Annotated in this window: 23 protein-coding genes; 10 read left to right on the forward strand and 13 right to left on the reverse strand. The window is 42.2% G+C overall.

Annotated features, from left to right (window positions below; genetic code table 11):
* Positions 1-302: 302 nt before the first annotated feature.
* Positions 303-2,501 (reverse strand): malate synthase G, encoded by a 2,199-nt coding sequence (locus tag JMX48_RS00055; RefSeq protein WP_201533015.1) that lies wholly within the window; start codon positions 2,499-2,501, stop codon positions 303-305.
* Between the two features lie 740 nt (positions 2,502-3,241).
* Between JMX48_RS00055 and JMX48_RS00060 the strand changes: the two genes are divergently transcribed.
* Positions 3,242-4,021 carry a tRNA-(ms[2]io[6]A)-hydroxylase gene (locus tag JMX48_RS00060; protein WP_227687813.1) on the forward strand — a complete coding sequence of 260 codons (780 nt, stop codon included), beginning with the start codon at positions 3,242-3,244 and terminating at the stop codon, positions 4,019-4,021.
* 121 nt (positions 4,022-4,142) lie between these two features.
* On the opposite strand, the gene JMX48_RS00065 is transcribed toward JMX48_RS00060, so the two are convergent.
* From JMX48_RS00065 to mtgA, 6 genes are all read right to left on the reverse strand, one after another.
* Positions 4,143-4,346: a hypothetical protein gene (locus tag JMX48_RS00065; protein WP_201533016.1), complete on the reverse strand. Its 204-nt coding sequence runs from the start codon at positions 4,344-4,346 to the stop codon at positions 4,143-4,145.
* An 80-nt stretch (positions 4,347-4,426) separates the two neighbouring features.
* Positions 4,427-4,852 carry a hypothetical protein gene (locus tag JMX48_RS00070; RefSeq protein WP_201533018.1) on the reverse strand — a complete coding sequence of 142 codons (426 nt, stop codon included), beginning with the start codon at positions 4,850-4,852 and terminating at the stop codon, positions 4,427-4,429.
* Between the two features lie 69 nt (positions 4,853-4,921).
* Complete coding sequence (locus JMX48_RS00075; RefSeq protein WP_201533020.1) at positions 4,922-5,188, reverse strand: hypothetical protein; 267 nt, start codon at positions 5,186-5,188, stop codon at positions 4,922-4,924.
* Positions 5,189-5,260: 72 nt separating this feature from the next.
* A complete protein-coding gene (locus JMX48_RS00080) occupies positions 5,261-5,443 on the reverse strand; it encodes a hypothetical protein (RefSeq protein WP_201533022.1) in 183 nt (60 codons plus the stop codon).
* 421 nt (positions 5,444-5,864) lie between these two features.
* Positions 5,865-8,087 (reverse strand): polyphosphate kinase 1, encoded by a 2,223-nt coding sequence (ppk1, locus tag JMX48_RS00085; protein ID WP_227687814.1) that lies wholly within the window; start codon positions 8,085-8,087, stop codon positions 5,865-5,867.
* A gap of 301 nt (positions 8,088-8,388) precedes the next feature.
* Positions 8,389-9,075 (reverse strand): monofunctional biosynthetic peptidoglycan transglycosylase, encoded by a 687-nt coding sequence (mtgA, locus tag JMX48_RS00090; RefSeq protein ID WP_201533024.1) that lies wholly within the window; start codon positions 9,073-9,075, stop codon positions 8,389-8,391.
* 243 nt (positions 9,076-9,318) lie between these two features.
* Here mtgA and JMX48_RS00095 point away from each other — a divergent pair, with 243 nt between their 5' ends.
* From JMX48_RS00095 to JMX48_RS00115, 5 genes are all read left to right on the forward strand, one after another.
* The gene (locus JMX48_RS00095; protein WP_227687815.1) at positions 9,319-9,720 is read left to right on the forward strand and encodes a glutaredoxin family protein; all 402 of its coding nucleotides are present in this window, start codon (positions 9,319-9,321) and stop codon (positions 9,718-9,720) included.
* Between the two features lie 32 nt (positions 9,721-9,752).
* A complete protein-coding gene (locus JMX48_RS00100; RefSeq protein ID WP_201533026.1) occupies positions 9,753-10,943 on the forward strand; it encodes an alpha-hydroxy acid oxidase in 1,191 nt (396 codons plus the stop codon).
* 259 nt (positions 10,944-11,202) lie between these two features.
* Entirely contained in the window at positions 11,203-12,189 is a 987-nt protein-coding gene (locus tag JMX48_RS00105) for a rhomboid family intramembrane serine protease (protein ID WP_201533028.1), read from the forward strand.
* A gap of 126 nt (positions 12,190-12,315) precedes the next feature.
* Complete coding sequence (locus JMX48_RS00110; protein ID WP_201533030.1) at positions 12,316-13,131, forward strand: MipA/OmpV family protein; 816 nt, start codon at positions 12,316-12,318, stop codon at positions 13,129-13,131.
* 201 nt (positions 13,132-13,332) lie between these two features.
* On the forward strand, positions 13,333-14,370 hold the full coding sequence (locus JMX48_RS00115; protein ID WP_201533032.1) for a hypothetical protein: 1,038 nt from the start codon (positions 13,333-13,335) through the stop codon (positions 14,368-14,370).
* 207 nt (positions 14,371-14,577) lie between these two features.
* On the opposite strand, the gene JMX48_RS00120 is transcribed toward JMX48_RS00115, so the two are convergent.
* The 3 genes from JMX48_RS00120 to fumC all read right to left on the reverse strand — a co-directional run bounded on the left by JMX48_RS00120 (position 14,578) and on the right by fumC (position 16,944).
* A complete protein-coding gene (locus JMX48_RS00120; RefSeq protein WP_201533034.1) occupies positions 14,578-14,877 on the reverse strand; it encodes a HigA family addiction module antitoxin in 300 nt (99 codons plus the stop codon).
* Positions 14,878-14,919: 42 nt separating this feature from the next.
* The gene (locus JMX48_RS00125) at positions 14,920-15,198 is read right to left on the reverse strand and encodes a type II toxin-antitoxin system RelE/ParE family toxin (RefSeq protein WP_201533036.1); all 279 of its coding nucleotides are present in this window, start codon (positions 15,196-15,198) and stop codon (positions 14,920-14,922) included.
* 342 nt (positions 15,199-15,540) lie between these two features.
* Complete coding sequence (gene fumC / locus JMX48_RS00130; RefSeq protein WP_201533038.1) at positions 15,541-16,944, reverse strand: class II fumarate hydratase; 1,404 nt, start codon at positions 16,942-16,944, stop codon at positions 15,541-15,543.
* A gap of 198 nt (positions 16,945-17,142) precedes the next feature.
* On the opposite strand from fumC, the gene JMX48_RS00135 reads away from it, so the two are divergent.
* Together JMX48_RS00135 and JMX48_RS00140 are read left to right on the forward strand one after the other, a co-directional pair.
* A complete protein-coding gene (locus JMX48_RS00135; RefSeq protein ID WP_201533040.1) occupies positions 17,143-17,778 on the forward strand; it encodes a 5-formyltetrahydrofolate cyclo-ligase in 636 nt (211 codons plus the stop codon).
* A complete protein-coding gene (locus JMX48_RS00140; protein WP_201533042.1) occupies positions 17,778-18,032 on the forward strand; it encodes a hypothetical protein in 255 nt (84 codons plus the stop codon). The genes JMX48_RS00135 and JMX48_RS00140 overlap by 1 nt, the downstream gene beginning before the upstream one ends.
* 139 nt (positions 18,033-18,171) lie before the next feature.
* Here the strand turns inward: JMX48_RS00140 and JMX48_RS00145 are convergent, their stop codons facing one another.
* Positions 18,172-19,545, reverse strand: a complete 1,374-nt coding sequence (locus JMX48_RS00145; RefSeq protein WP_201533044.1) for a Na+/H+ antiporter family protein — start codon at positions 19,543-19,545, stop codon at positions 18,172-18,174.
* Between the two features lie 621 nt (positions 19,546-20,166).
* On the opposite strand from JMX48_RS00145, the gene lon reads away from it, so the two are divergent.
* Positions 20,167-22,572 carry an endopeptidase La gene (lon, locus tag JMX48_RS00150; protein ID WP_201533552.1) on the forward strand — a complete coding sequence of 802 codons (2,406 nt, stop codon included), beginning with the start codon at positions 20,167-20,169 and terminating at the stop codon, positions 22,570-22,572.
* A gap of 172 nt (positions 22,573-22,744) precedes the next feature.
* On the opposite strand, the gene JMX48_RS00155 is transcribed toward lon, so the two are convergent.
* On the reverse strand, positions 22,745-23,167 hold the full coding sequence (locus JMX48_RS00155) for a hypothetical protein (protein WP_201533046.1): 423 nt from the start codon (positions 23,165-23,167) through the stop codon (positions 22,745-22,747).
* A gap of 498 nt (positions 23,168-23,665) precedes the next feature.
* Between JMX48_RS00155 and JMX48_RS00160 the strand changes: the two genes are divergently transcribed.
* Complete coding sequence (locus JMX48_RS00160; RefSeq protein ID WP_201533048.1) at positions 23,666-24,223, forward strand: superoxide dismutase family protein; 558 nt, start codon at positions 23,666-23,668, stop codon at positions 24,221-24,223.
* Between the two features lie 85 nt (positions 24,224-24,308).
* Here JMX48_RS00160 and topA read toward each other — a convergent pair whose 3' ends face one another.
* Complete coding sequence (gene topA / locus JMX48_RS00165; RefSeq protein WP_201533050.1) at positions 24,309-26,963, reverse strand: type I DNA topoisomerase; 2,655 nt, start codon at positions 26,961-26,963, stop codon at positions 24,309-24,311.
* Positions 26,964-26,979 lie beyond the last annotated feature (16 nt).

Below are 26,979 nucleotides of genomic sequence, written 5' to 3' on the forward strand. Positions count from 1 at the left end.
AAACTCATACTTCGAGTACAAGCATAACAACTTTGACATAATTTGCAACATATTTTTTTGATTTTTAATTATAAGAGTTTGTAAGTGCTATAACTCATTATAAATATAGCAACTCACAAAAAAATATCCTGCCTAGTCAAATAGATAAAGACATTATTGATTAATATAATTACTAAGACAATGAAACCACTTTAACGAATATATTTTTATTACCAAAAATAAAGCGTTATTTATTGATAAATAAATAACGCTAATAAAAGCGGTGAGTTTTATTGAATATGCGTAGCCGTTAGCAATCCGACTTAGCCGTTTGCTTTTAAGTTAAGGCGTGCTTGATGCAGTAATGGCTCAGTATAGCCATTGGGCTGCTCGCGACCTTTGAAGACCAAATCACACGCTGCTTTGAAGGCGTAAGAATGGTCAAAATCATTTGCCATTGGCTGATAGTCATCATCGCCAGCATTTTGTTCATCCACCACTTTAGCCATACGTTTCATCGTATCCATCACTTGCTGCTCGCTAATGACGTCATGATGCAGCCAGTTGGCGATATGCTGACTTGAAATACGCAAAGTTGCGCGGTCTTCCATTAGACCAACGTCATTGATATCAGGTACTTTGGAGCAACCAACACCTTGGTTTACCCAGCGTACCACGTAACCTAAAATACCCTGTGCATTGTTCTCAAGCTCTTGCTGCTTTTGCTCTTTTGTCCAATTGGTATCTTTTGCCAGTGGAATGGTCAAAATATCGTCTAAGCTTGCTCGTTTGCGTGATTTCAGGCTGTCTTGTACGTCAGCGACATTGACTTGGTGATAGTGCATACTGTGCAAGGTTGCGCCTGTTGGTGATGGTACCCAAGCGGTCGTGGCACCCGATTTAGGGTGGGCCGCTTTGGTATCCATCATTTCTTTCATTTCATCAGGTTTTGCCCACATGCCTTTACCGATTTGAGCACGGCCTTGTAGTCCAGTTTCTAGACCAATGTCTACATTCCATTGCTCATAGGCGGGCTGCCATGCTTGTGCTTTCATCTCACTTTTTGGCACAAATGGACCTGCATTCATACTGGTATGCATCTCGTCCCCAGTGCGGTCTAGAAAGCCCGTGTTAATAAATATAACACGCTCCTGCGCTTGGCGAATGGCTTCTTTTAAATTGACCGTCATGCGGCGCTCTTCATCCATGATACCGATTTTGATAGTATTGCGTTCTAAGCCTAATAAATCTTCTGAGGCATTAAAAAAATCATTGGCCATTTTGACTTCTTCAGGGCCATGCATTTTTGGTTTAACGATATACATCGAGCCTTTACGCGAGTTTGATAGCTCATTTTTACCTGTAAGATCATTGAGCGACAATAGTGGCGTAATCAAACCATCCATTAGTCCTTCGAATATCTCTTCTTGACCGTCGCCTAAATCGACTAAAATAGCAGGGCTTTGCATCAAGTGACCCACGTTACGGATGAGCAGTAGCGAACGGCCTGGCAAGATAAGTTTGCCGCCATCTGGCGTATTGTATTCACGGTCTGGGTTTTGTCGACGAGTACGCGTTTTACCACCTTTTTCAAAGGTTTCTTGCAAATCACCATTCATCAGACCGAGCCAGTTACGATATACTTCCACTTTTTCTTCTGCATCAACGGCAGCGATGGAATCTTCACAGTCTTGGATAGCCGTGATCGCTGACTCTAATAGCACGTCTTTAATATTGGCTGGATCATCTTTACCAACCGGATGATTGGCATCTATTTGAATCTCTGCATGTAAACCATTGTTTTTTAGCAAGAGTCCCGTTGGATTGTCTGACTCACCGATGAAACCTGCAAATTTCGCTGACTCTTTTAGCGGCGTACTGCTATCACCTTGGATAATTTCAAGATTGCCATCAACCACTTTAAACCCTGTCGCATCATTATATGAGCCTGATGCCAATGCAAAGTTTTCATCTAGGAATTTTTTGGCATAGGCGACAACAGCAGCGCCGCGAATTGGATTGTAAGCACCTTTTGCTTCTTGGCCATTTTCGTCACTGATAACATCCGTACCATACAAAGCATCGTACAAGCTGCCCCAACGCGCGTTGGTCGCGTTCAATGCATAGCGCGCATTACGTACCGGTACGACCAGCTGCGGGCCTGCGATATGGGCGATTTCATCATCGACGTTTTGGGTGCTTATCGTAAAGTCCTCCCCTTCTGGCAATAAATAACCAATCTCTTGCAAGAACGTCTTATAAGCGGGATAATCAATGTCGCCATCTTTGGCAGGGTGTTGTAAGTGCCACTGATCGATCTGTGCTTGAATCTTGTCACGAGTCGCAAGCAGCGCCTTGTTGCGCGGCGTAAACGCTTTGATGACTTCTTCAAAACCTGACCAATAACGGTCTGAATCAAAACCGACTTTTGGCAGTACTTCATTTTCGATAAAGTCATATAGTTGCTGATCAATAGCAAGAATACCTTTTTTAATACGATTAGCATTAGAAGACTGGCTCATATTGTTATCCTTATATTTTCGTGAGGGGTGTAAATACGAATGGCTAGCGCAAGGTTAGATATGGTCAGTTTATGGTTAGACCTTACCGGATTTAGGCATCTATTCTCAGTCTAAGCGACCTACTGAGTAAGCTTATCAATTCATCGTATAAGTCAGCTGTGAATAGTGGTTCAAAAATTTATACTGCTTACATCTTGTCGTCCATGAGCTTTTTTATTTTATTTAAAAGAGTGACCTCTAAATCTAAGTGATGACTACTTTATATTGTCGTAGCAGTGGTTATAATATTCATTACTGGCTATCAGATGGTAATCAACCATAAGATAAAATTTTATTTGTACGAAATCTCATCCTACTATCAAATAAAGAAATAAACAAGAAAACATCATTTATTAAATAAATGTTTAGGCTGTACAATAATGATAACCTATAGCCCATCGACTCTATAGCGTTTAATTAGGACTTATTAAAAAGATAGCGATAGCGATTAAACAAACTATCAGTAATCATTACTGATCTAATTTATCCAAATAGTTTGTTTATTTAATTTTTTATATTTGAGTAGGATATAGTGGATACTGACTAAACTGGATACCTCGAACCTATCCTGAGTGACTGGAACAAAATTTTTGCTTGCTGTGACTATGCAGACAGAGGCAATAAAGAATTTATCCCAGCCTCGTTGTATCTTTTTTATATTGACCTGACTATATTCCAATCATTCGACCGCGATACAGACTATGAATACAGACAATACCAGCAAGAAAGTAGACAGTGTGCACGATGACATTATTAAAAATACTGGTGCTAATATCATCGATATAGAAGAAAGTACAGAGACTAAACAAGAGGATCAGATAGAAGAAAGCGTAGAAGAGGACAGTGTCGATATCGCACGATTGCGCACACCTACAAAGGTAGATTTGTCTCCTATTTATAATTTTTTGGGTGCTCGAACAACACAATCTTGGGTCGATGCTGCCCTCGCAAACCTGCCATTAATCATTCAGGATCATGCCAATTGTGAAAAAAAAGCGGCTGGCACTGCCATGAATCTCATATTTCGTTATGAGTTTTCCTATGATTTACAGTGTAAATTGGCGCAATTAATACGTGAGGAGATGCTCCATTACGAGCAAGTGTTAGGTATCATGAATGAACGCGGGCAAGAATGGAGATACCTAAGTGCAGGGCGTTACGCCAAAGGTATGTTAAAGCACAAGCGCACTTACGAGCCAGCAGCGATGATAGATGTCTTAATAATCGGCGCATTTATCGAAGCGCGTTCTTGCGAGCGATTTGCAGCACTGGCGGAAGTCATCAATGATGAGCGTTTGGCAAAGTACTATCGCTATTTGCTGAAATCAGAAAGTCGTCATTTTGAGGATTATCTAGCATTGGCGCAATCGCTGTCCGAAGATAATATTGATGAGCGAGTGGCGCTCTTTAAAGAAGTCGAAGCAGAATTAATTTCCACTCCCGATAATGAATTACGCTTTCACAGTGGTACACCTGCTTAATGATGCCCAACTGATCGCCTCCTGACGAAAACAAAAAATAAGCCATAGCTGATTAAGTTAAATACTTAAAGCAGCTGTGGCTTATTTTACATGCTCAGATTGATCTTGATTGAAACTTGTATTACTTGTCACTTTTCATTAACGGGCTATCATACTGTTTATGATTTTTGGCCACGTGATGAGGATCATGGTCATCGGTTGCTCTTTCAGCAGCGGCTGGATTTACCTTTTGTAAGGCATCATCAGGGACGATACCGTGGTTATCATTTGCATCTTTTAACGAATAACCACTGTCCATTTCTTGTTCATCATCTGGTAAGCTCATTTTTGCTCCTTGTTTTTATTCTCAAAATGACCATTCGTTTTATGTAACCGTGACAAGCTTTTAGACTTGCATAGAGGCAGTTAGTCCTTCTCGTCAGGATTTAACACACGGGTTTGGGCGTTATCAATATTGGCATAGCGATTCATATTGGTAATTTTTTCACTATCAGGTGCTTCACTACCAACTGTTTCTTCGTTGATATTGTCATCAAAGCCAGTGCTGGCCTGATCACGACGATCCGGTTGACGTGCTGGATTATCATTATTATTAACGTGCTCTGAATCAACTACCCCTTCTTTAAAGGTATCGGTTCCCTTGTTTTCAGTGACATTTTTTTCAATTTCATCGTGCTTTTCGATTTCACTGTGCTTTTCAATTTCATCGTGCTTTTCAATTTCATCGTGATCGTTTGGTTGCGTGTCCATTATCTGATGCTCTTTGATGGTGTTATCGGTATCGGCTTCTGTCATTCGAGTTTTGGTTAAGGCCGGATCTCTGGTTTCCATGGTCATGTCCTTATAATTATTATTGATAAAGTTAAAAAACTAACATGCTATTTACGTTGGCTATATCGACTACTGATTGCCGTTTTGGCTTAAATCATAAGCATTTAGGTCTGCTACGTTTTTGCCACCATCTGGCAGATCCTCTTGTTTACGCGGATCCACAAAGATTTCATCGGTCTCTTGTGAGGCTTGCTGAGGCCCGTCTATATCAGGCTGATGCTTTCGGCCTTCATAGCTATTTTTGGGATTAATAACATCAGGATTATTAAAATCTGATTTAGCAGTATCCTTGATAGGTACGGCTTGTTCATTAGTAGGCTGGGTATTGTCTGACATAACATATCCTTCACGATTATATTCAAAAAATTAATCAAATGGTTATGGCTAATGCATCACAACGCGCAAAGACTATTTGTCTGTGCGTAAATCATCTTCAATAAAAGAGGTTTGCTCTTCTTCGCTCAACTGTTCCGGTGTATCTACTTTTTTATTGCCTTCAGATTTATTGGCTGCAAGATTCTTCTCAATTTGTTTACTATCCGCTTTTTCTGCAGCTTTTTTGACATCTGACTGATGATCAATATCACTCATGGTATGTTCCTATTTTTATAGTCGGCTACTACATAATTGTTTAAGAGATACTTTTTATATCCGTATTTATACTTATTTTGCAGCCTTATATTTTTCATAGAGCTTGTAATTAATATTTATAAGTAGCTGCTAATGAGAAGGTAATACTTCTATAAATGCATTTTAATTGCTATCAAGTATAAGTATCATATTGCATGTGATACCAGTGTACTGCCGTATCAATGTGTGAATAAATGTGAGGTTACAAGACAGTTTGTAACTTAAGCGAAGAAATTTTCACCATAAAAAATCAAAAAACCAAGCACCGAAACCTATCAGTACTTGGTTAAATAAATAAATTTTATGACCTTCTCAACCAATATCACTCAAAGCATTCATTACCTTCTTCATAATATTGGTTAAGTCAGCCAAATGATCTATCCTACATGTCTACATGGTTAATACTCTTTAATAAATAGTCTTGAGCAATATGCGGCATCTCGCCTTCAGCAGGCTGAATCGGCTGCCAGCTACCGTTTCCATTCAGTGTCCACGCTTGTGTATTGTCTTGTAGATAATTGAGCAATCCATCCTCATAGACCTGCTTAAACAACTTTTTATTTTCAATAGGAAACGCTACTTCCACGCGATGAAATAAATTGCGATCCATCCAGTCGGCACTACCGCAGTACAAGCGTTCATCACCGTCATTATAAAAATAATAAATGCGCGTGTGCTCCAAAAAACGACCAATAACAGAGCGCACGGTGATGTTTTCAGACAGACCTTTTACTTGCGGACGCAAACAACACATAGAGCGCAAAATTAGCTCAATTTTGACCCCAGCTTGTGAGGCATCATATAGCTTGGCAATCAGCCGACGTTCGGTTAATGCATTAATTTTGACAATAATGTGGGCGCGCTTACCTGCTTTTGCATGAGCGATTTCATCATCAATAAAGCTCATCAGTTTTTCATGCAAGGTAAAAGGTGCATGCAGCAGTTTTTTGAGATTGGCAGGTTTGCCCATGCCGGTTAACTCTTGGAAGATATTGTGTACGTCCTCCGAGATATCTGGATCGGCGCTAAATAAGCCGTAGTCAGTATAAACTTTGGCATTGGCCGCATGATAGTTACCTGTCCCTAAATGCACATAACGGCGAATGCGGTCGTCCTCACGGCGTACAATGAGCATCAGCTTGGCATGGGTTTTATAACCGACGATGCCATATACCACAACGGCACCCGCTTCTTGTAAGTAGTTGGCAACAGCGATATTGGAGGCTTCATCAAAGCGTGCCCGCAGCTCGATGACGGCAGTCACCTCTTTGCCATTACGAGCAGCAGCCGCGAGTGCTTTGACGATTTCTGAATTGGTACCCGAGCGGTACAGCGTTTGCTTAATTGCCAGCACTTTTGGATCACTGGCAGCTTGCCACAATAAGTTAATAATGGGTGAAAATGCATGGAAAGGATGGTGCACCAGCACATCACTTTTGCGCATGGCCGCAAACATACTCGTCGCTTTGTCTAATTTGTCCATCTCACGGCGAAACTGTTTTGGCACCACATAAGTAAAAGGCTGATAACGCAGTGCTGGAATATTAAAGTCGAACAGTAACCGCGTTAAGTTGACAGGGCCATTGACGCGGTATAATTGATTGTCGTGCAGCTCAAATTCATTGAGTAAATAGTCACTAATGTGTATCGGACAGTCGGTCGTTACTTCTAAACGTACTTTATCACCAAAGCGGCGGTTTTCCAGTTCGCCCTCCAACGCCTTGGCAATATCTTCAACATCGTCGGCCAAATCTAAATCAGCATTACGCGTTAGCCGGAACTGATGACAGCCCGTCACATTCATCCCAGGGAATAACTCGCCAATGTGCTCATGGATAATGGCTGACAGCATGACGTGGTGCTCTTTGCCGCCAGTCAATTCATCCGGCAGGCGTATGACGCGTGGCAAACTACGCGGCGCTGGCACAATCGCTAGGTTGATATCACGACCAAAGGCGTCTTTACCTTCTAAAGTGGCAATAAAGTTTAAGCTTTTATTGACCAAACGCGGAAACGGATGCGCAGGGTCAATGCTAATCGGTGTCAATACTGGTGAGACTTGCTCAGTGAAATAGCGCTTCATCCAAGCTGATTGCTCGGCATTTAGCTCATCGCGCTTTAAATATCTGATATCTTCTTTGGCAAGCGCGGGCAATATATCTTCGTTGAGGATACGATATTGCTCATCAATCGCGTCATGCATTATGGTCGATATCTCATTGAGCAATTCGCTCGGACGCATGCCATGAGCACTGGTCGAAACATCGCCCATATTGAGCTTTTGCATGATACCTGCGACACGAATCTCAAAAAATTCATCAATATTCGATGAGAAAATAATTAAGAAAAACAAGCGCTCAAGTAGTGGATGGCGAGGACTGGCTGCCTGCGCCAAAACCCGCAAATGAAACTGTAATAAAGACAAATCACGATTGATATAACTGCTGGGCGAATAGCTACCGTCTTCTGAACGTTGCCATTCAACTTGAGCGAAATGCTCATTGCCAATATTTGTATCGAACTGATCGCTAATATTTGTATCGGCCTGACCATTAACATCAATCACATTATCCATATCACTACCCTTGTCCTGCTTATCGCTCATCTCTACCACGTCCCTACTCCTTTGAAATTATCGATACGCCATCATCTTTTTTATTAAATAAAATAAGGTCAAATATTATCACGCGTGACTTTTATAAATTTTCCTTGCTTGCTGTGCCTTCGCAGACAGAGGCGACGCAAAATTTATCCCAGTAGCACTGTCGTTGTTTTATAGTGGATCGACCATACTATTTTTAAACGTCATTGTATTTCAAGCGGCGTTGTACAATACTTTTTATAACAGCTATTGATGACAAAACACACCATTGGCTATGCAAAATTACTCTTATTTAGATAATCAATTAAGACGCTTGTGGTAATACGGCATTTTTCATACGTTTTTTGATGATACGCTGCTTATTACGTAAGCCTCTATCGCCCTGATTGTCTTCATAATATTTTGGGTTGGTCAACATCCCGATTAGTAGAGCAGATTCATCGCGATTGAGTTTGGCAGCAGATTTATCAAAGTAATGCTGAGAGGCAGCTTCGATGCCATAAATGCCATTGCCAAATTCTGCGACATTGAGATAAGCGGTCAAGATACGCTGCTTGTCCCAAAACGTTTCGAGCATGACCGTGATAACAGCTTCTTCGCCTTTACGAACGTATGAACGATGTGAGGTCAAAAAGAGATTTTTTGCCAACTGCTGGGTAATCGTGGAGCCACCAGCAGACATCTTTCCGGTTTCTTCATTTTTCTTTTGAGCCGCTTTGATACCTTTAAAATCAAAGCCATTGTGCTGGCTAAACGTTGAGTCCTCACTCACGATCGCTGCTTGCTTGGCAGATTTTGCAATGGCATCGTAATCAGCCCACGTTTGAGTGACATCGCCACCTGTTAATCGATGAGTCAGCATAAACATACTGTTATTAATCGGCTGCGTTTTCCAAATCAACAGTAGGCCTGCAACCAACACATGGAAGGCAACGACCAACAGTATTAATGCCAATAATAGTCGTTTGATAAATTTGCTAAAACTTGCCATGTAAGGTACCCAAATGATTGAAAAGATAATAAGATGAAGTTAGGCGCTATCGATAAAAAATAAGAAGCCAATAAGGATGACTCAGTAATGACAAACAGCAAGTCATCTTACCTAATCTCACAATCGCTGTCATTATTTACCCCACTTCTTTATCATGTCATAAAGGGTAAATAGCATTTATATTTTTTATTAAGCGAATAGAAATAAGCATTTTGCGACATATCTTAAGATAAGAGAGTAAATATGCCCAATGACAATATGCGCGATACCAATATATACAATACCAATATGCACAACGACAGTACGCATAATGGCAATATGTACAATGACAATACATACGATGCTAGTATAAAGGTATTACGGGCACGTGTTATCGCCGAAAGCCCTAGTCTTGGTACAGCGCAAAATATAGATAAATGGTGGCTATTTGGCACATCCGGCTGTCATTTGTGTGACATCGCTGAGCAGATAATATCTCAGTTCCAAGCGGTACAGCCCATTATTTATGAAAATATCGATATCGCCGACTTTGATGAAGCATTGATGATGGAATTTGCCACCGCTATTCCTGTCATTTTGACGCCATCTAAGCGCTTAAACTATCCTTTTTCGGTCATGGATTTACAACAATTGTTGACGCCATAAGCGATTAATAACACTCTTGCAGTGAGAACCCTATGAAAAATCTAGAAAAAGTGACAGAAATTGAAGATCTGCGCAAAGTCGCTGAGCGCAAAGTGCCACGTATGTTTTATGATTATGTTGATTCAGGCTCATGGACTGAAACCACTTATCGTAGCAATGAAAGCGATTTTGACCGTATTAAACTGCGCCAACGTGTCTTGGTCAATATGGAAAATCGCAGTTTGGCGACAAACATGATTGGCGAGCCAGCAAAAATGCCCGTAGCCATCGCGCCCACTGGGTTTACTGGCATGATGTGGGCAGATGGCGAGATTAAAGCGGCACAGGCGGCAGAAAAATTTGGTGTGCCATTCTCTTTATCGACCATGAGCATTTGCTCTATTGAAGATATCGCTACTCATACCAGCAAGCCGTTTTGGTTTCAGCTGTATGTGATGCGCGATCAGGCATTTATGGCCAATTTGATTCGCCGTGCTAAAGAAGCGAATTGCTCAGCGCTTATCTTAACTGCCGACTTGCAAGTACTTGGCCAACGCCATAAGGATATCAAAAATGGTCTGTCTGCCCCGCCTAAACCAACTTTGACCAATATCTTAAATCTCATGACCAAGCCAGAATGGTGCCTGAATATGCTTGGCACTAAGAGGCGCACCTTCGGAAATATCGTCGGTCATGCAAAAGACGTTGAGGATATCTCGTCGCTATCTGCTTGGACCGCAGAGCAGTTTGATCCTGCGCTCAGCTGGGACGACGTTGCTCGTATCAAAGATATGTGGGGCGGCAAGTTGATTATTAAAGGTATCATGGAACCTGAAGATGCCATCATGGCGGCTCGTAGTGGCGCGGATGCACTGGTGGTATCAAATCATGGCGGACGTCAATTAGACGGTGCGCTTTCCTCTATTTCTGCTCTCGCAGACATCGTACAGGCTGTCCATGCCGAAAATAGCGATATTGAGGTTTGGCTTGATAGCGGTATTCGCTCGGGTCAAGACGTGTTAAAGGCCATCTCGTTAGGCGCTAAAGGCACGATGATCGGACGTGCTTTTCTTTACGGATTAGGCGCTTATGGTGAAGATGGCGTACGCCGCGCGCTGGAAATCATTTATAAAGAATGTGACATATCAATGGCATTCTGTGGTCATACCAATATCAACACAGTGACGGATGATATCTTAGTGAAAGGTACGTATGAGAACCTTAAAATTACCAACGCTTATTAACATTACCAAGCTTTAGATAGAGAACTCATGCTTCTATAGTCCGTTCAATATAAAAGAGATATGATAGATGTGGTGCTCTGCTGGTAAAATTTTTCTTGCTTGCTGTGCGCTTTGCACTCTAGAGGCATCGAAACAGTTATCGTAAAAACACGCATCCCAGCATCGCTGTATTCCTTTTAAAGTGAATCCACTATATATGACATATTCAGATTATAACCTTTATACTCTACTGATAAATTTTTAGTGACCGTTAGCTTTTATGACTATTCAACAATTATTAAAGACAGCACCCGTCACCACCTTGCTATTGGCCAGCTTTATTGGGCTGTTCATCATGCAAGTGCTGACAGGCGTTGATGCCAATAGCCCATCGACTGAGGCGCTGGTAAAATGGGGCGCTAATGCGCTGCCTTTCACCATGGGTGATGAGCCATGGCGATTGGTCAGTAGTGCGTTTTTGCATATCGGCCTTATGCATTTATTGTTCAATGGCTTTGCCATGTATTTCTTTGGAAAAATTGCCGAGCCGATGTTTGGCTCAACCAAGTTTCTGCTATTGTTCTTGCTAGCAGCAATCGGTGGTAATTTACTCAATAATTATGTCACATGGCAGAAAATCTTGGACGGTGCAGGACAGTCAGGACTATCGGCTGGAGCGTCTGGTGGCATCATGGGTATCGGTGCGGCATTATTGATAGCGGCGCTGTTTAAGATGTCGGTTAATGGTTTGATGCTCAATTTAAAAAACCTCATATTAATTATGGGCATCAACTTGGTCTACGGTTTTGCCGTACCGGGCATTGATAATGCCGGTCACATTGGCGGCGCTATGACGGGATTGCTGATTGCGCTGGCATTTGCGAGTGCCTATCGTAAGCAACTTATTAGCGATCTACACAACGCGCCTGTGTATCAGCAGCAACAGCATCAGCAGAGCCCTTATCAAAATAACGACCAAAATCGCTATCAAACCAATTATCAGACGACCTATGTCGATCAGCCATCTAGCCTTGATACTGATTCGATTAATAAAAATACTGAGTTTGACCATCGCACTAATATCAATTCAGATATGAATATCAATACCGCTCATAGCCGTATTATCGAACCAAAAACGCCTGCGACATCCTCATTAATCTGGACGTTACTGCCATGGCTGGTGATCTGCTTGATAAGCATTGGCTTTATTTGGTGGTGGTACGATATTCACTCTCAAATCGTGCAAGTATTAAAAAGTATTGAGTAAATCGCCATACTTATTTATCATTGCTGAATTGTTATAAAACCCGCATACTTATTTAACTTACCCTACTCCATTATTTCTGCCTGATGGTACTATTCAACCATTCCTACTCAATCACGAGATTCGATTATGTTTAAACTTGCAGCGCTACCTCATATCTCTGCGCGCACTTCACTCAGTGTGTTAATGGCTACTGCGTTATTCAGTGTGGCTAGCGTGGCTAGTGCCATCCCTTTTCTTAATAAAAACCTGCCGACTGACAAAGACGCTGTGTTAAGCGTTGGTGTCAATATTTTGGCGACAAACTCAGCCTATGATTTAGAAGACAATACTGAGATTAGTGTGTTGCCCGGTGTATTTTATGATAATAATAGAGTCTATGCTCGCGGCGCTCAAGCTGGTGCCTATATCATCAATGATGGCACTAATCAGCTGTCTGCTTATGCTCAGCTCTCAGGTTCTGAGTTTGATCCTGATGATGCTATAGGTGCACTGCAAGGGCTTGATAAGCGTAAAACGTCAGCGGCAGCGGGTCTGAGTTATCAGCGCCGTACGCCTATCGGTGCTTTCCGTGCGCAAATAGGAACGGATATTTTGGATAATAGTGGTGGCAACATTGCTCGTTTATCGTATCTTGCTAGAATCAGCAAAGACAAGCTAACGGTCTATCCGAGTATTGGCTTTGAGTATTATGATGAAGATTATAACAACTACTATTACGGCGTGACTGAGAAAGAATCGGCAAAAACGGGCGTTGATGCTTATACGTCTAACAACAGTTTAAACCCTTTTGTCAATGTCAGCGCCAACTATGACTTTAATGATAAGTGGGCAGGATTTGCCAATCAAAGCCTAAGATACTTACCAAATGAGCAATACGATAGTCCAATGGTAAACTCACGCACTGAAGCAACGACAACCGTTGGTTTGCTTTATAAGTTTTAATTAAGCTTGGATTTTGATGTGAGAAAGCTGGGCATTTTGCTCGGCTTTTTTTTGTTTTGAGTCAAGCTAAACCATAAATTTCCACCTTACTCACCCAGAAGATATATGCAAACTAAAAATATTTCTGAGTAATTACTCAACCCTATCGATATAAGTTAGAATTATTTATTGTTAAGTCACATTTAATCTAGGATACAAATAATGCAGCAGCTACCTTCATATCGTAATAATAATGTGATGTGGCAAGATCTTACCTACTCACCATCCATTTTTATATCTGCTGATGGCTACAAATGTAATTATGACTCTAATGAAAAAGCACGTTATGCTTTATTGCTTGAGCTTCAATATGATATACAAACACAAGATGAGGACTTAATCAGATATTTATTCAAACAGGAGATTTCGGCAAGTGAAAGAAATCCGACGGGCGGCGTTAGTGACTCTTTAATTCTAAACGCTTATTTACTGGCTGGTTTTAAAAATCCAGATGACATCATTTTTTTCTATAACGCCAAGCACTCAAATTTTGATGCCAGTTTTGTCATAGATAACGAGTTTATGTTTTATGCCTTGAAAGATAAAACAGAGGTGTTTGTCAAAGACAACTTTCCAGAGATTTATGATGACTTACAAGAAGTGTATGCTCAGTATAATTGCAATGGAGCATTAGAAGAGTGGTGGACTCGCTTATCAAGAGACTACCCTAAGCAAGAAAGTAATGAAGATCTATACACTTTGTACAAACGAAATATCTATTTTAAAGACTACGAGCTTGCCAAAAAATACCTTGAGCAATGGAATGAGGTAACACTTGATTCGATCAATAAAAAGAGTGTTTTAAAATATGCATATATTGAGCTAAAGGAATACTCACAGGTCATTGAATTACTAAAAGAGGAGCTGGCAGCCAGTGATTCTCATTGGGATAACCTCAGTTGCTACAGAGATTTGCTAGATTTTTATACTAGAACAGAGCAATCAAAAAATGCCTTAAGAACCATTGACTCTATTGATAAGGAATTAGAACAATTCAGCGATTGGAAAAATGTTGGGTTAGGTACTATTACCATTGAGCAGATTTTTGAATTTAGTTTATTGACTGATAATACTGAGTTTGGTATCAAAGCTTTTAATATAGCGTACAAATGGTTAAGAAAAATTCAGTACAGCCTCTCATATGTTGGCCTTGAAATAGCGTTGAAAGCTGCTGATAAATACGCTTTAGCGTTAGAGTAAAATAAATTAGAAGAGTTGCTTATGGCCGAAAAAAATAGAATTGAAAAAGACTTTGTATCAGATAATTGGTTTAAATCCTTATTGAAAAATTGGTTTAGATAAATTCATAAATGCAAATATTGACCTGTACACCAACGAAATACTTTTCATTAGTGTTCCTGCGTTGAATGCACTTTACACCTAGAGCACCTCGCCATAACAAGTTTCTTAAGCATACTCAATAGGTTCAATCTCATCTAAGAAATGAAGATCATTTGTCTCAATCAAACGTAACTCGTAAGTAGATTGCAGATTCAACCAAAACTGAGCGCTACCGCCGAAATACTTTGCTAAACGCAGTGCCGTATCTGCTGTAACGCCTCTTTTTTCACGTATTATTTCATTGATACGTGCGGGTGTTACGCCAAGCTTGTTTGCCAGCGCATTGGCGCTCATCTTTAGCGGCTCAAGAAAGTCTTCTCGTAATACTTCACCTGGGTGAATAGGACGCATACCATTTTTAATCATAACATTCTCTCTTTTATAATCTCGACATCACTCTCGATAAAATCAATGATAGTCTATAATTTCCACATCAATTATGCCTTGCTCTGTCCAAACAAAGCACAGTCGCCATTGAGCATTAACGCGAATACTGTGTTGACCTTCTCTATCACCGTATAAAGCTTCTAAGCGGTTACCGGGTGGCGCTTTTAAATCTTCAAGCATGGTCGCATTATCTAACAGTAATAATTTACGTTCTGCGACATTTTTGATAGCAGACCAACGTCTTGTTTTTCCTGTCGAAAAAAGCGACTCCGTATCTTTACACTTAAAATTAACGATCATACAATTTTCAATGGCCTTTGTTTGTCTCTTTAAAAATAAGAAATAAATTCATATCTTATTGTATATCGATAAACGATAAACATCAATATAGATTTTATATTGAATATTAAATGTCAGCGCGCATGACATATAAATAGTATAAATATTTAATGATATCAATAAGTGAGAAGTACCTTGTTTAAGCTAATAAATTGGCAAAAAAAAGACCTTGCTACATGACAAGGTCTTTTTATAAGTCAAAATATCAACTTTAAAAACTTGAGTAGCGAGGAAGACAAGCGCAAGCACTACCCATTGTAGGCTTAGCTTATCTGACAAGGCTAATCAGGTTTTGGATTAATATTAAGAAGGATGAACCATATCAGCAGGTGTTACCCACTCATCAAACTGCGCTTCAGTTAATAGCTCTAGCTCAACCGCCACTTGCTTCAAGGTTTTGTTTTCTTTATAAGCCGTCTTAGCGATTTTCGCCGCGTTTTCATAACCGACATGACGGTTCAATGCCGTCACTAGCATTAATGAATTATGCAAGAAATCATCGATTTTATCTTTTACTGGCTCGATACCAACGGCACAGTTTTCGTTAAAGCTATTGCACGCATCACCCAATAATTGGATAGATTGCAATAAGTTAAACGCGATCACTGGCTTAAAGACATTCAGCTCAAAGTTACCTGATGCGCCAGCCATGCTGATAGTCACATCGTTGCCCATGACTTGAGCGACGACCATGGTCATTGCTTCTGACTGAGTCGGGTTTACTTTGCCCGGCATGATAGAAGAGCCTGGCTCGTTCTCTGGAATCGTCAATTCGCCCAGACCACAACGAGGGCCAGATGCTAACCAACGTACGTCATTAGCGATTTTGTTTAAGCTCGCTGCTAGCGTTTTTAGTGCGCCTGACGCAAATACTTCGGCATCACGAGCGGCTAGTGCTTCAAATTTATTTGGTGAGGTCACAAACGGTAGACCAGACAATGTCGCTAATTGCTCAGCTGATTTTACCGCATAATCAGGATGCGCATTTAGACCTGTACCAACCGCTGTACCGCCTAGTGGCAATTCATATAGACCTTGTAGCGCATTATCAATACGCGTTAAAGAATGATCCAATTGGCTGACATAGCCGCTGAACTCTTGACCTAACGTCAAAGGCGTAGCGTCTTGCAAATGCGTACGACCAATTTTTACGATGCTATCAAATTCTTTCGCTTTGGCAGCTAGCGTATCGCGTAGTGCGTTTACCGCTGGAATCAACAAGCTGTTGATCTGACGAGCAGCAGCCACACGAATCGCCGTTGGGAAGCTGTCATTGGTAGATTGTGCATGGTTTACATGGTCATTCGGGTGAATTGGCGTGTAGCTGCCGCGCTCAGAACCAGCGATTTCGTTAGCACGGTTAGCCAATACTTCGTTCATGTTCATGTTTGACTGTGTACCAGAACCCGTCTGCCATACGACTAATGGAAACTGGTCAGTGAGACCACCATTGATGACTTCATCAGCGGCTTGAACGATTAGATCACGCTTATCATCTTCAATACGTTCTAAGCTTGCATTAGTAATGGCAGCGGCTTTTTTGACCAATGCCATTGCTTCAATCATCGGACGAGGCAAAGTCTCACCACCGATTTTGAAGTTTTCACGGCTACGCTGAGTTTGCGCGCCCCAATAAGCATCGGCTGGAACTTCTACGTTGCCCATGGTGTCTTTTTCGGTACGAGTTGCCTGATTCTGTGTCGACATAACTACCCTCTTTGATGGTTTGTTGTTGAATAGCGGATCTGTAAAAAATGCAACATCTGCTGCACATAAAGGAGAATACGATATAAAGTGGCGTTATGATAGCATGACTAGGGCGCGTTGAATATTCACAAATAGCCGTTGCTAGCGTCTAAGAGCACCAGCCATCATCAATTTAATACATTATTGGATAGTATATCTATGCATCCTGAGTCAGAAAAATCTAAAGTCAACAATCCACCTAGGCGACTGTTTACTCGCCAGCGTCGCCAGTTGAATGATAATGCACGAAGACAATATGCTCAGTCCGCAAGCTTGCATTTGACCAAACTACAGCAGCGCTTAGCACCGCATGCGCGTATTGGTTTATATTATGATGGCTTTGGCGAGCTGCCTACTCAGCCACTGATGGATTGGTGTCAACGCTTAGGCTATTTACCTTATTTGCCTGTCGTTGGCTCACTGGGACGTGATAATCAGAGAAATGATGATAAACGACTGCGTTTTGTGCCAATTTACCAATCGAAGCTAATCAATATACCGACACGGATTCATCGTTTGGGTATGAAGCAAAACCATCATCGCCGACTGCTTTGGGCGCGCGAATTAGATGTGATTGTCTGTCCATTGGTCGCGGTAGATTTGAATGGCAATCGTATGGGTATGGGCGGCGGATTTTATGATACAACGCTTAGCAAAAGTTATCGGGCAGGCGTAAAAAAACCGCTTAAAATAGGCTGGTGCTATGATTTTCAAGTGGTTGAGCAACTAGATCGTCAACCGTGGGATGTGCCATTAGATGGCTTGATAACGCCAAATGGCATAAGGTGGTTTTGATGAATAATAATAATTGTGATAAAAAAGGATCTAGCGCAGAAAATGTTGAAGCGTATTTGCAGACATTAGGAAATGATGATGCTAGAGAAATACGTTATTACAGCCAAGAGCAGAATTTTAGCCCTGAAGAATTAGCAACTATCATTAACGAGCAACGCTTAAATAAACTACTGGCACAAAGTGATGCATTTTTGAATAGCTTAAATAGTGAGATTGGGGATTTTGATGAGGGCTCTGACAAGGATAATACTTAAAAATATTGGATAAATTGTAGGGTGCGCCCTGCGCACCGATAGTCGAGATTAACTTCTTTTCTGGTGCGCAGGGCGCACCCTACTCATCTCAGCTTCTAACGCATAAGCTGCTTTAATATAAAATTCTATAAAATCAGGGCTACAACACCATCGCCGCAATCCAACCAAACACCAATAACGGAATATTATAGTGAATAAAGGTCGGTACTACGCTGTCTTTGATATGGTCATGCTGTCCATCAATATTTAAACCAGACGTTGGCCCAAGGGTCGAATCTGACGCTGGCGACCCTGCATCACCAAGCGCGCCCGCCGTACCGATAATCGCCACCGTCGCGAGTGGCGAAAATCCTAGCGAAATACAGAGCGGCACATAAATAGCCGCAATAATCGGAATGGTTGAGAATGATGAACCAATGCCCATGGTAACTACCAGACCTATGCCAAGCATAACAAAAGCGGCAATGGCCTTGTTACCCGCAAACAAGCTGGTCGCCCCATCAATCAGCGGTGCAATCTCACCGGTCGCTTTCATAACTTCAGCGAAGCCTTGCGCAGTAATCATAATAAAACCAATCATCGCCATTAGCTTGATACCATCATTGAATATGCCATCAGCATCGCGCCACTTCACCACACCTGTCGCCATAAAGACACCAAAACCAAACATCGAACCGAGCAATAACGAATCGGTATAGAGCTGAACCACAAATGCCGTGACGATTGCAGCTAGGGCAACCAGTGTTTTTAGCTTACTTTGTGTTTGCGCCTCAGCGGCCGTTTTACTTAATGCATCGCCTTTTACCACCGCACTCTTTGCCACATCGTGCGCTTCTTTATCTATCGCTACTTGCTGATAGTGGCGCGGCTTACGGTAACTGATAAATACCGCTGTCAATAAACCAACGAACATACCCAAGGCTGGAATGGCCATTGCCTTAGTCACCGAAACATTACTGATATCAATCCCCGCTTCACCGACGTTTTTTAGCATAATTTGGTTGAGATAAATATCGCCAAAGCCATACGGGATAAACATATAGGTGGTCACGAGACCAAAAGTCAGTAAACAAGCGATCAGGCGTCTATCAATATGCATGCGGTTAAATGCGAGCAGTAATGGCGGCACAAGTAGTGGAATAAAGGCAATATGAATAGGAATTAGATTTTGGCTAAAGCAGCTCATGGTGATTAGACCTGCAAACAGCATATATTTAATCACGCCACTTGCGCCAGCCGCATCCATGCGCTTAATAACGGCCCCTGCTAATGATTGCGGCAGACCAGAATGCGCAATCGCTACAGCAAACGCGCCAAGTAACGCATAGGACAGCGCAATTTGTGCACCATTACGGATACCTTCTTGAAAGGCTTCTAACGTATCAGTGACACCCAGCCCTGCGATCAATCCGCCTGCCATCGCGCCAATCAATAAGCTCAGCACCACGTGTACTCGCGCCAGAGACAGTCCCAACATAATGACGACTGCTACTAGTACCGCATTGATTGCCATGTGTTGCCCCTTGTTCTTTATGCTTTAGCCTCAGTGAAACTGATGAATATCTTAAGACTGATGAATGTCGCCCTACTCTCTAAAAAGCCTCAGTATAAAAGCCTGATTTTAGACGCGCGCCAGTTTACCTTATTTTGCTAATAAATCCTACGTGTAGAATCTGATGGATAGTAAGCCAACTCTATCAGCACATGGCGGTATGACCTGTGATGTATCTATTTGATTTACTTTAAAAACCAAACAACCATGCTCATAGGCATGTTTTTAGAATGACTATTTCGACGCCTGTGGAATAAGAATATAAGCAAACGACTTTGCGGGTAACACTTGCAATTTTATATAGCAACACCATTTATCTAAACATGAGCCACGAACTTGACTTTACAAGTCTGGTGAACGAGGAAAAAGTATATGAGTGTACATAAAATTGCCCAAGACAATATCGACATCGATGTCGACGTTTCATCTACTGTTGCAGAAGACAATGCGCTAGAAACCTCATCTGACAATACGTCAGAGGCGGCGTCTGCCAATGTTGAAGACAATATTAAAAACAATGACAATGATCACGAAAATGACAGTGATCACGACAATAGCAATGACGACAAAGCGGAAGATTATTTGCCGTTGTTGGCACTGCGAGACGTCGTCGTTTACCCGCACATGCAAATTGCTTTATTCGTCGGTCGTGCACCATCGGTGAAAGCCGTTGAATTGGCACAAGCTGAATACGGCAATAAAGTACTGGTCGTTGCCCAAAAAGACTCACTGACCGAAGATATTGATCAAGATAATTTATACCAATACGGTACGGTTTGCCGCATTGTCAGCACCATGCCGCATGACAGCGATGAGAATTGCATAAAAGTATTGATCGAAGGTCAGTACCGCGCCCGTGTTGATAATATCGAAAATCACGATGAGCTATTGATGGCGAGCTTTGAGCGTGCTGATCTTGATGTCAGTATGGATGAGAGCCAACAGAAAAATACCATACAGGCTTTGACCACGCTGTTTGAAAGCTACGCGGATGCGCGTCTACGTAATGCGCGTGAACTGACTCGCGTGGCGAAACGTATTGACGATTTACTTGAGCTGGTTTATTTCATCTCAACTCGTGTGTCGATGGATCTTGATATTAAGCAGTCGTTCTTAGAAGAAGACGATATCAAAACGCATATCAATACCTTGACCGAATATCTGGTCAAGCAAAGCGCTGAGCAAAATATAGAGCAAGACATCCAAGAGGCAGTTCGTCAGCAGATGGAAGACAATCAGCGCGAATACTTCTTAAACGAGAAGATGAAAGCCATCAAAAATGAGCTGTCAGACATGAATGACGGTGCGTTCGATGGTGAAGACGATGTGGCTGAGCTTGAGCAACGTTTAGAAGATGCCGACTTGCCAGAGGATGTGCGCAAAAAAGCAGAGCAAGAGTTCAAGAAACTCAAAATGATGCCGCCTGCGTCAAGTGAATCGTCAGTGGTACGCAACTATATTGAATGGATTTTGGACACGCCGTGGAATGCGACGACCAAAGTTTCGATCAATTTAGACAAAGCCAAAACCGTGTTGGATGAAGATCATTATGGCTTACAAGATGTGAAAGATCGCATCTTAGAGTATCTCGCCGTTCAGTCACGCGTGAAAAAACTGCGTGGCCCTATTCTTTGTCTCGTTGGTCCTCCGGGTGTGGGTAAAACCTCGTTGGGTGAATCGATTGCCCGTGCTACTGGTCGTAAGTTTGTCCGTATGGCACTGGGCGGCGTGCGTGACGAAGCGGAGATTCGTGGTCACCGCCGTACTTATATCGGCGCGATGCCAGGTAAAATTGTGCAATCACTGGCAAAAGCAGAAGTTAAAAACCCGCTATTCTTATTGGATGAAATCGATAAGATGGCACAAGACTTCCGTGGCGATCCAGCATCAGCCTTGCTTGAAGTATTAGATCCATCACAGAATGACACGTTTAACGACCATTACTTAGACATGGACTTAGACTTATCACAAGTGATGTTCATCTGTACTGCCAACAGCATGGATATTCCACCTGCGTTGCTTGACCGTATGGAAGTGATTCGTCTACCGGGTTATACCGAAGAAGAAAAGGTCAATATCGCCCAGAAATATCTAGTGCCAAAAGCCATCAAAAATAACGGTCTCAAAGAAGGCGAGATTGAGATTGTAGAAGCGGCATTGCACAGTATCGTACGCAGCTACACACGTGAAGCGGGTGTGCGTAACCTTGAACGCGAAGTCAATAAAATCTGCCGTAAAGTAGTTCGTGGTTCGGTTGAAAATCATGGCGCGCGCGCTCCGAAAAAAGCAGAACGTGAGCTGATCGTAGTCGATGATAAAAACATCGATGATTACCTAGGTGTCCATCAGTATGACTATGGTCTGGCTGAAGAAGAGCCTGAGATTGGTCGTATCACTGGGCTTGCGTGGACACAAGTCGGTGGTGAGCTATTAACCATCGAAGCGGTCGCGATGAAAGGTAAAGGTGAGCTTAGCTTCACTGGTTCATTGGGCGATGTGATGAAAGAGTCGATTCGCGCTGCCATGAGTGTGGTTCGTGCTCGCGGTGATAGCTTAGGTATCGATTACGAAACCTTTAAAACCACTGACGTCCATGTACATATGCCAGAAGGTGCGACGCCAAAAGACGGTCCGTCTGCGGGTGGTGCGCTTACCACAGCGTTGGTATCTGCGTTGACTGGCATTGCCATCCGTCCGGATATTGCCATGACAGGTGAGATTACACTGCGCGGTAAAATCCTACGTATTGGTGGTCTAAAAGAGAAACTACTGGCAGCACATCGCGGTGGTATCAAGCATGTGTTGATTCCAGCGACCAACGAGCGTGACTTGGCCGATATTCCTGATAACGTCAAAGCGGGTCTGACGATTCAGCCAGTGGCGACGATTGATGAGATATTAAAAGTCGCTTTGGTCACGATGCCAAAACCGCTCAAACCTGCAAAAGTAACGGTGGATAAAACCAAAGGCAAAGCACTGCACAACTAATTAAATCGTTAGTGATGCAGTCTTAGTAATTAAAAAGCCGCTTACAGAAATGTAGGCGGCTTTTTTTGGCAAAAACAAAAACATAGTCGCGCGTTAACTTAAACTCAGGGCATAAAAAGGCTAAGCATCAATCGCTTGGATTTCTATATTAGAAACCAACCATTACAGAGTATTATTTAATCGTCACGGTCATATAATATGGCTTAGGCGTATTGCCCTCTCGCGCTTGGTTGCGTGGCTGTACTACGCGAATGATATGCTCGCCAGTTTTATTAAGCGTTACGGTTTCACTGCTTAAATCTGGTGAAACGATACCGTAAAGCAATGGATATAAGTCGTTACTACCGACTATGGTGGCGCTCACCTTTTGGCCTTTTTTGGCATAAAACTGATACTCACAGTAGCTATTTCCTTTAATCGCGCCAGCTCGGTTAACGTCATAACTGCCTTTCGACATGTGTAATTCTTTGACGCCGCAATCTGCATTATAGTGTAAATCACCCGTTTGCGATGCCGCTTGCGTTGTCATTGTGGCCGCACTCATTATTCCTAAAACAAAGACCGTAGACCCAGCCAACTTAGACAATGTATTCATATAAACACCTCACATAAATTATGATTAAAATTGCAATTTATTAAAATTCTAATCATTTGAATCAATACTTCTGACCGCTGCTATTTTGCACTATAGCCGATTCACTTTAAATTCGATACAGTGCTGCTGGGATAGATTTTTTGCAGCCTCTGTCACGCTTGCGAACAGCACGCTAGAAACATTTACCCCAGTAGCACGTATCTACTAACGTATCGATTTTATTTTGAACTGACTATACAGCTGAGCCACTGACCGTTTTATTTCGTCATTTATTTTATCTTATTATTACGTTATATTAACTTAATCAAATATTAAGCTTATCTAACTATGTGTTCTATGTAAGACTTACATATATTAACGCTTTGTTGCGCTTTTGATGAATACCTATCTTATGTCGTTGGCTATAATAATCGTGACATTAAGCAATTTTTGACTGTCTTAAAATAAAATTATGGATAAATCGTTCGTCATAATCATCAAATACAAATGGAGATAACAATGAATAAGACTATGCTTGCAAGTGTTCTACTATGTGGTTCAGCTTTAGCAATGACTGGTTGCCAAACAGTAGAAAGCCAATTACAAACAGGCAATCCTTTGAACCAACCTGCCTTAAAATCGACTATCAAAACTGTTGATAGTAATAACAAAGAAGTAGGACAAGTTTTCTTACGTCCTGTTGATGGCGGTGTTCAAGTGTATGGTAAGCTGATGAACTTACAACCGGGTAAAACGGTTTCTTTACATATTCATGAAACTGGTAGCTGTGCAGATATGGGTAAAGCGGCAGGTGGTCACTTTAATCCAGATAACAAACCGCACTCAAATCCAGATGACATGAATGGACATGCTGGTGACTTGCCAAATCTAACTGCCAATGAAAATGGCGTGGCTACTATCAACTATGTTAATAAAAAAATCTCTGCCGCTGAAGCAGGTAAATACAGCGTCAATCGCTTAGCCTTTATCGTTCATGGCGGTGTCGATGACTATACTAGCCAACCAGCTGGTAACGCAGGTGATCGTATCGCTTGTGGTATTATCGAAAAAATCTAATAGCGTTTAAACTCACACTTTATTCGCATATAAAAAAACCTCTTAGATATCTAAGAGGTTTTTTTTGCTTAAAGGTAAAGGATTTTTACTCCTCTACCCACTCACCTTTGCGCCAGTACACACCCCAACGTGTGGCTTTGCCGTTTTTCTCAGAGCCGATATATTGCTCTTTTTTCTTACGTGACCAGCGCAGTATCGTTGGATTGCCATCAGGATCTTCATCTGGTCCTGCAAATAAGTACTGGAATTTATCTTCCATTTTATCTTTGATTTCGCGTAGCTCAGCCAGCTTTGGTGGACGGGTTTCGCGCACTTTTGGAAACTTGGACGCCGCTAAGAACATTCCCGCCGCCCCTTCACGCAAAATGAAGTAATCCTCATGCTTGACTGATTTTAGCTCTGGCAGATGAATTGGATCCATACGTGGTGGCGCGGCTTCGCCTGTTTTTAGTACTTTACGCGTATTGTCACATTTCTGGCAAGCAAAGTAAGGCCCGAAACGTCCCGTCTTTAGTTCCATCTGCCCATCACATTTATTACAGTCGATGGTCGGCGCATCTGAGCCCGGAACTTCAAATTTACCTTCTTCTAAAATATAACCGTCGCAATCAGGATTATTACCACAGATGTGCAGCTTGAGACCGCCATCGACGATATAACCATTCATGGCCGTGCCACATTTCGGGCAGCGTTTTTTCTCCATCAAATCTTTGACTTCTGCCGCTTCATCATCGCCTTCAGCGTCATCAAGATTGGCAAAGGCTTCGACTGGCATTAAATTTTTAGTACCTTTACAGCGCTCTTTTGGCGGTAAGTTGTAACCAGTACAACCTAAGAATACGCCTGTTGAGCCCGTACGTAGTTGCATTGGGCGACCACAAATATCGCAATGAACATCTGGCACATCAGTCGGATCATTTGGACGCATGCCATCTTTTTCTTTGGCACGCTCAAGAGTCGTTTTGAACTCTCCGTAGAAATTATCAAGCACGTCTTTCCAATCTTGCTCGCCTTCTGCTACGTGATCGAGCTTGTTCTCTAACGCAGCGGTAAAGGTATAATCCATCAAGTCTGGGAAGCTGGCCGTCAATCTGTCCGTGACAATATCACCCATTTTTTCGGCAAATAGGCGTTTATTCTCAAGTTTCACATAACCACGATCTTGAATGGTTGAGATGATAGACGCATAAGTCGATGGACGACCGATGCCTTTTTTCTCAAGCTCTTTAACCAAGCTTGCTTCTGTATAGCGCGGCGCAGGCTTGGTAAAGTGTTGGCTTGGATCAAGCTTATCAAGCGTTAACTTATCGCCTTTTTTGACATCGGGCAATAAAGTATCATCTGTCTTGGCTGGTGGCATCACTCTGGTGTAGCCATCAAACACCAGAGTACGACCGCGTGCTTTTAGCTCGACATCATCTGCACCAACGAACAAATTCACTGACAGATATTTTGCTGGTAGCATCTGACAGGCTACAAACTGACGCCAAATCAATTCGTATAAACGTATTGCGTCACGCTCAACCCCTTTCAGTTGGGTTGACTTCATATTGACATTAGAAGGACGAATGGCTTCATGCGCCTCTTGTGCACCTTGTTTATTGCCATAAAAATTGGGCTTTTCTGGCACATATTTTGCGCCATAGCTGTCTTCGATATAGCCGCGCACAGCTGCTAGGGCATCACCAGACAAAAAGGTCGAATCGGTACGCATATAAGTGATATGCCCCGCTTCGTATAAGCGCTGTGCCAAAATCATGGTTTTCTTAACAGAGAAACCCAATCGTGTACTGGCTGCCTGTTGCAGGGTCGAGGTAATAAACGGCGCACTCGGACGTGACTGCGTTGGTTTTTCTTCACGTTCTTTGACAATAAAATCACTGGCTTTTAGAATGCCTAGAACTTTATCCGTTTGCTCTTTATTAACCAGCTTAAGCGTCTTACCGCCTTGCTTGGTCGCCTCTAAGCGAATACCGATTTGCTCAGCGTCTTTTTTGCTATTAGTAATATGCGTATCCGCATAAATCTGCCAGTACTCTTCTGGAATAAAAGCGCGAATCTCATGCTCACGCTCAACCACCAAACGCATGGCAACTGACTGTACGCGACCTGCCGACAGACCGCGAGCAATTTTTTGCCATAGTAATGGTGACACCATAAAACCAACCACTCGATCTAAAAAACGACGCGCTTGCTGTGCGTTGACGCGGTCGATATCGAGCTTTGAGGGTTGCTTAAAGGCATTTTGAATAGCGGATTTAGTAATCTCATTAAAGACCACGCGTTGATATTTACTATCAGGGCCACCGATGACTTCTTTTAGATGCCAAGCAATGGCTTCCCCTTCTCTATCCATATCCGTTGCGAGATAGATTTGGTCGGCGTCTTTGGCTAAGGCTTTGAGCTCTTTGATAACTTTTGTCTTATTTGGCAGTACTTCATAGACGGCCGCCCAATTATGCTCTGGATCGATACCCATACGACGCACTAGCGCTTGCTGAGCTTTTTCTTCTTTGCTCAGATTTTCATCTTTTTTGGCCGTAGTCGCTTTCTTAGCACTCTTACTGGCACCGACTGGTAAATCACGGACATGACCGATACTTGAACGTACGATAAAGTCATCACCAAGGTATTTATTAATCGTTTTTGCCTTGGCTGGTGATTCTACAATCACCAAAGATTTACGCTTTGGGCTATCAGCAGCAGGTGCTGGGCTTTTTTTGGTTGTGGTTTTTGCCATATGTGACGACACCATA

The sequence above is a fragment of the Psychrobacter immobilis genome, assembly GCF_904846225.1.
In the GTDB taxonomy this organism is placed as follows: domain Bacteria; phylum Pseudomonadota; class Gammaproteobacteria; order Pseudomonadales; family Moraxellaceae; genus Psychrobacter; species Psychrobacter immobilis_F.

What these genes read in the sequence shown, in the direction of transcription:
- JMX48_RS00055 (WP_201533015.1), bottom strand. Translation starts at nt 2,501, where the DNA reads ATGAGCCAGTCTTCTAATGCTAATCGTATTAAAAAAGGTATTCTTGCT.
- JMX48_RS00060 (WP_227687813.1), top strand. Translation starts at nt 3,242, where the DNA reads ATGAATACAGACAATACCAGCAAGAAAGTAGACAGTGTGCACGATGAC.
- JMX48_RS00065 (WP_201533016.1), bottom strand. Translation starts at nt 4,346, where the DNA reads ATGAGCTTACCAGATGATGAACAAGAAATGGACAGTGGTTATTCGTTA.
- JMX48_RS00070 (WP_201533018.1), bottom strand. Translation starts at nt 4,852, where the DNA reads ATGGAAACCAGAGATCCGGCCTTAACCAAAACTCGAATGACAGAAGCC.
- JMX48_RS00075 (WP_201533020.1), bottom strand. Translation starts at nt 5,188, where the DNA reads ATGTCAGACAATACCCAGCCTACTAATGAACAAGCCGTACCTATCAAG.
- JMX48_RS00080 (WP_201533022.1), bottom strand. Translation starts at nt 5,443, where the DNA reads ATGAGTGATATTGATCATCAGTCAGATGTCAAAAAAGCTGCAGAAAAA.
- ppk1 (WP_227687814.1), bottom strand. Translation starts at nt 8,087, where the DNA reads ATGAGCGATAAGCAGGACAAGGGTAGTGATATGGATAATGTGATTGAT.
- mtgA (WP_201533024.1), bottom strand. Translation starts at nt 9,075, where the DNA reads ATGGCAAGTTTTAGCAAATTTATCAAACGACTATTATTGGCATTAATA.
- JMX48_RS00095 (WP_227687815.1), top strand. Translation starts at nt 9,319, where the DNA reads ATGCCCAATGACAATATGCGCGATACCAATATATACAATACCAATATG.
- JMX48_RS00100 (WP_201533026.1), top strand. Translation starts at nt 9,753, where the DNA reads ATGAAAAATCTAGAAAAAGTGACAGAAATTGAAGATCTGCGCAAAGTC.
- JMX48_RS00105 (WP_201533028.1), top strand. Translation starts at nt 11,203, where the DNA reads ATGACTATTCAACAATTATTAAAGACAGCACCCGTCACCACCTTGCTA.
- JMX48_RS00110 (WP_201533030.1), top strand. Translation starts at nt 12,316, where the DNA reads ATGTTTAAACTTGCAGCGCTACCTCATATCTCTGCGCGCACTTCACTC.
- JMX48_RS00115 (WP_201533032.1), top strand. Translation starts at nt 13,333, where the DNA reads ATGCAGCAGCTACCTTCATATCGTAATAATAATGTGATGTGGCAAGAT.
- JMX48_RS00120 (WP_201533034.1), bottom strand. Translation starts at nt 14,877, where the DNA reads ATGATTAAAAATGGTATGCGTCCTATTCACCCAGGTGAAGTATTACGA.
- JMX48_RS00125 (WP_201533036.1), bottom strand. Translation starts at nt 15,198, where the DNA reads ATGATCGTTAATTTTAAGTGTAAAGATACGGAGTCGCTTTTTTCGACA.
- fumC (WP_201533038.1), bottom strand. Translation starts at nt 16,944, where the DNA reads ATGTCGACACAGAATCAGGCAACTCGTACCGAAAAAGACACCATGGGC.
- JMX48_RS00135 (WP_201533040.1), top strand. Translation starts at nt 17,143, where the DNA reads ATGCATCCTGAGTCAGAAAAATCTAAAGTCAACAATCCACCTAGGCGA.
- JMX48_RS00140 (WP_201533042.1), top strand. Translation starts at nt 17,778, where the DNA reads ATGAATAATAATAATTGTGATAAAAAAGGATCTAGCGCAGAAAATGTT.
- JMX48_RS00145 (WP_201533044.1), bottom strand. Translation starts at nt 19,545, where the DNA reads ATGGCAATCAATGCGGTACTAGTAGCAGTCGTCATTATGTTGGGACTG.
- JMX48_RS00155 (WP_201533046.1), bottom strand. Translation starts at nt 23,167, where the DNA reads ATGAATACATTGTCTAAGTTGGCTGGGTCTACGGTCTTTGTTTTAGGA.
- JMX48_RS00160 (WP_201533048.1), top strand. Translation starts at nt 23,666, where the DNA reads ATGAATAAGACTATGCTTGCAAGTGTTCTACTATGTGGTTCAGCTTTA.
- topA (WP_201533050.1), bottom strand. Translation starts at nt 26,963, where the DNA reads ATGGCAAAAACCACAACCAAAAAAAGCCCAGCACCTGCTGCTGATAGC.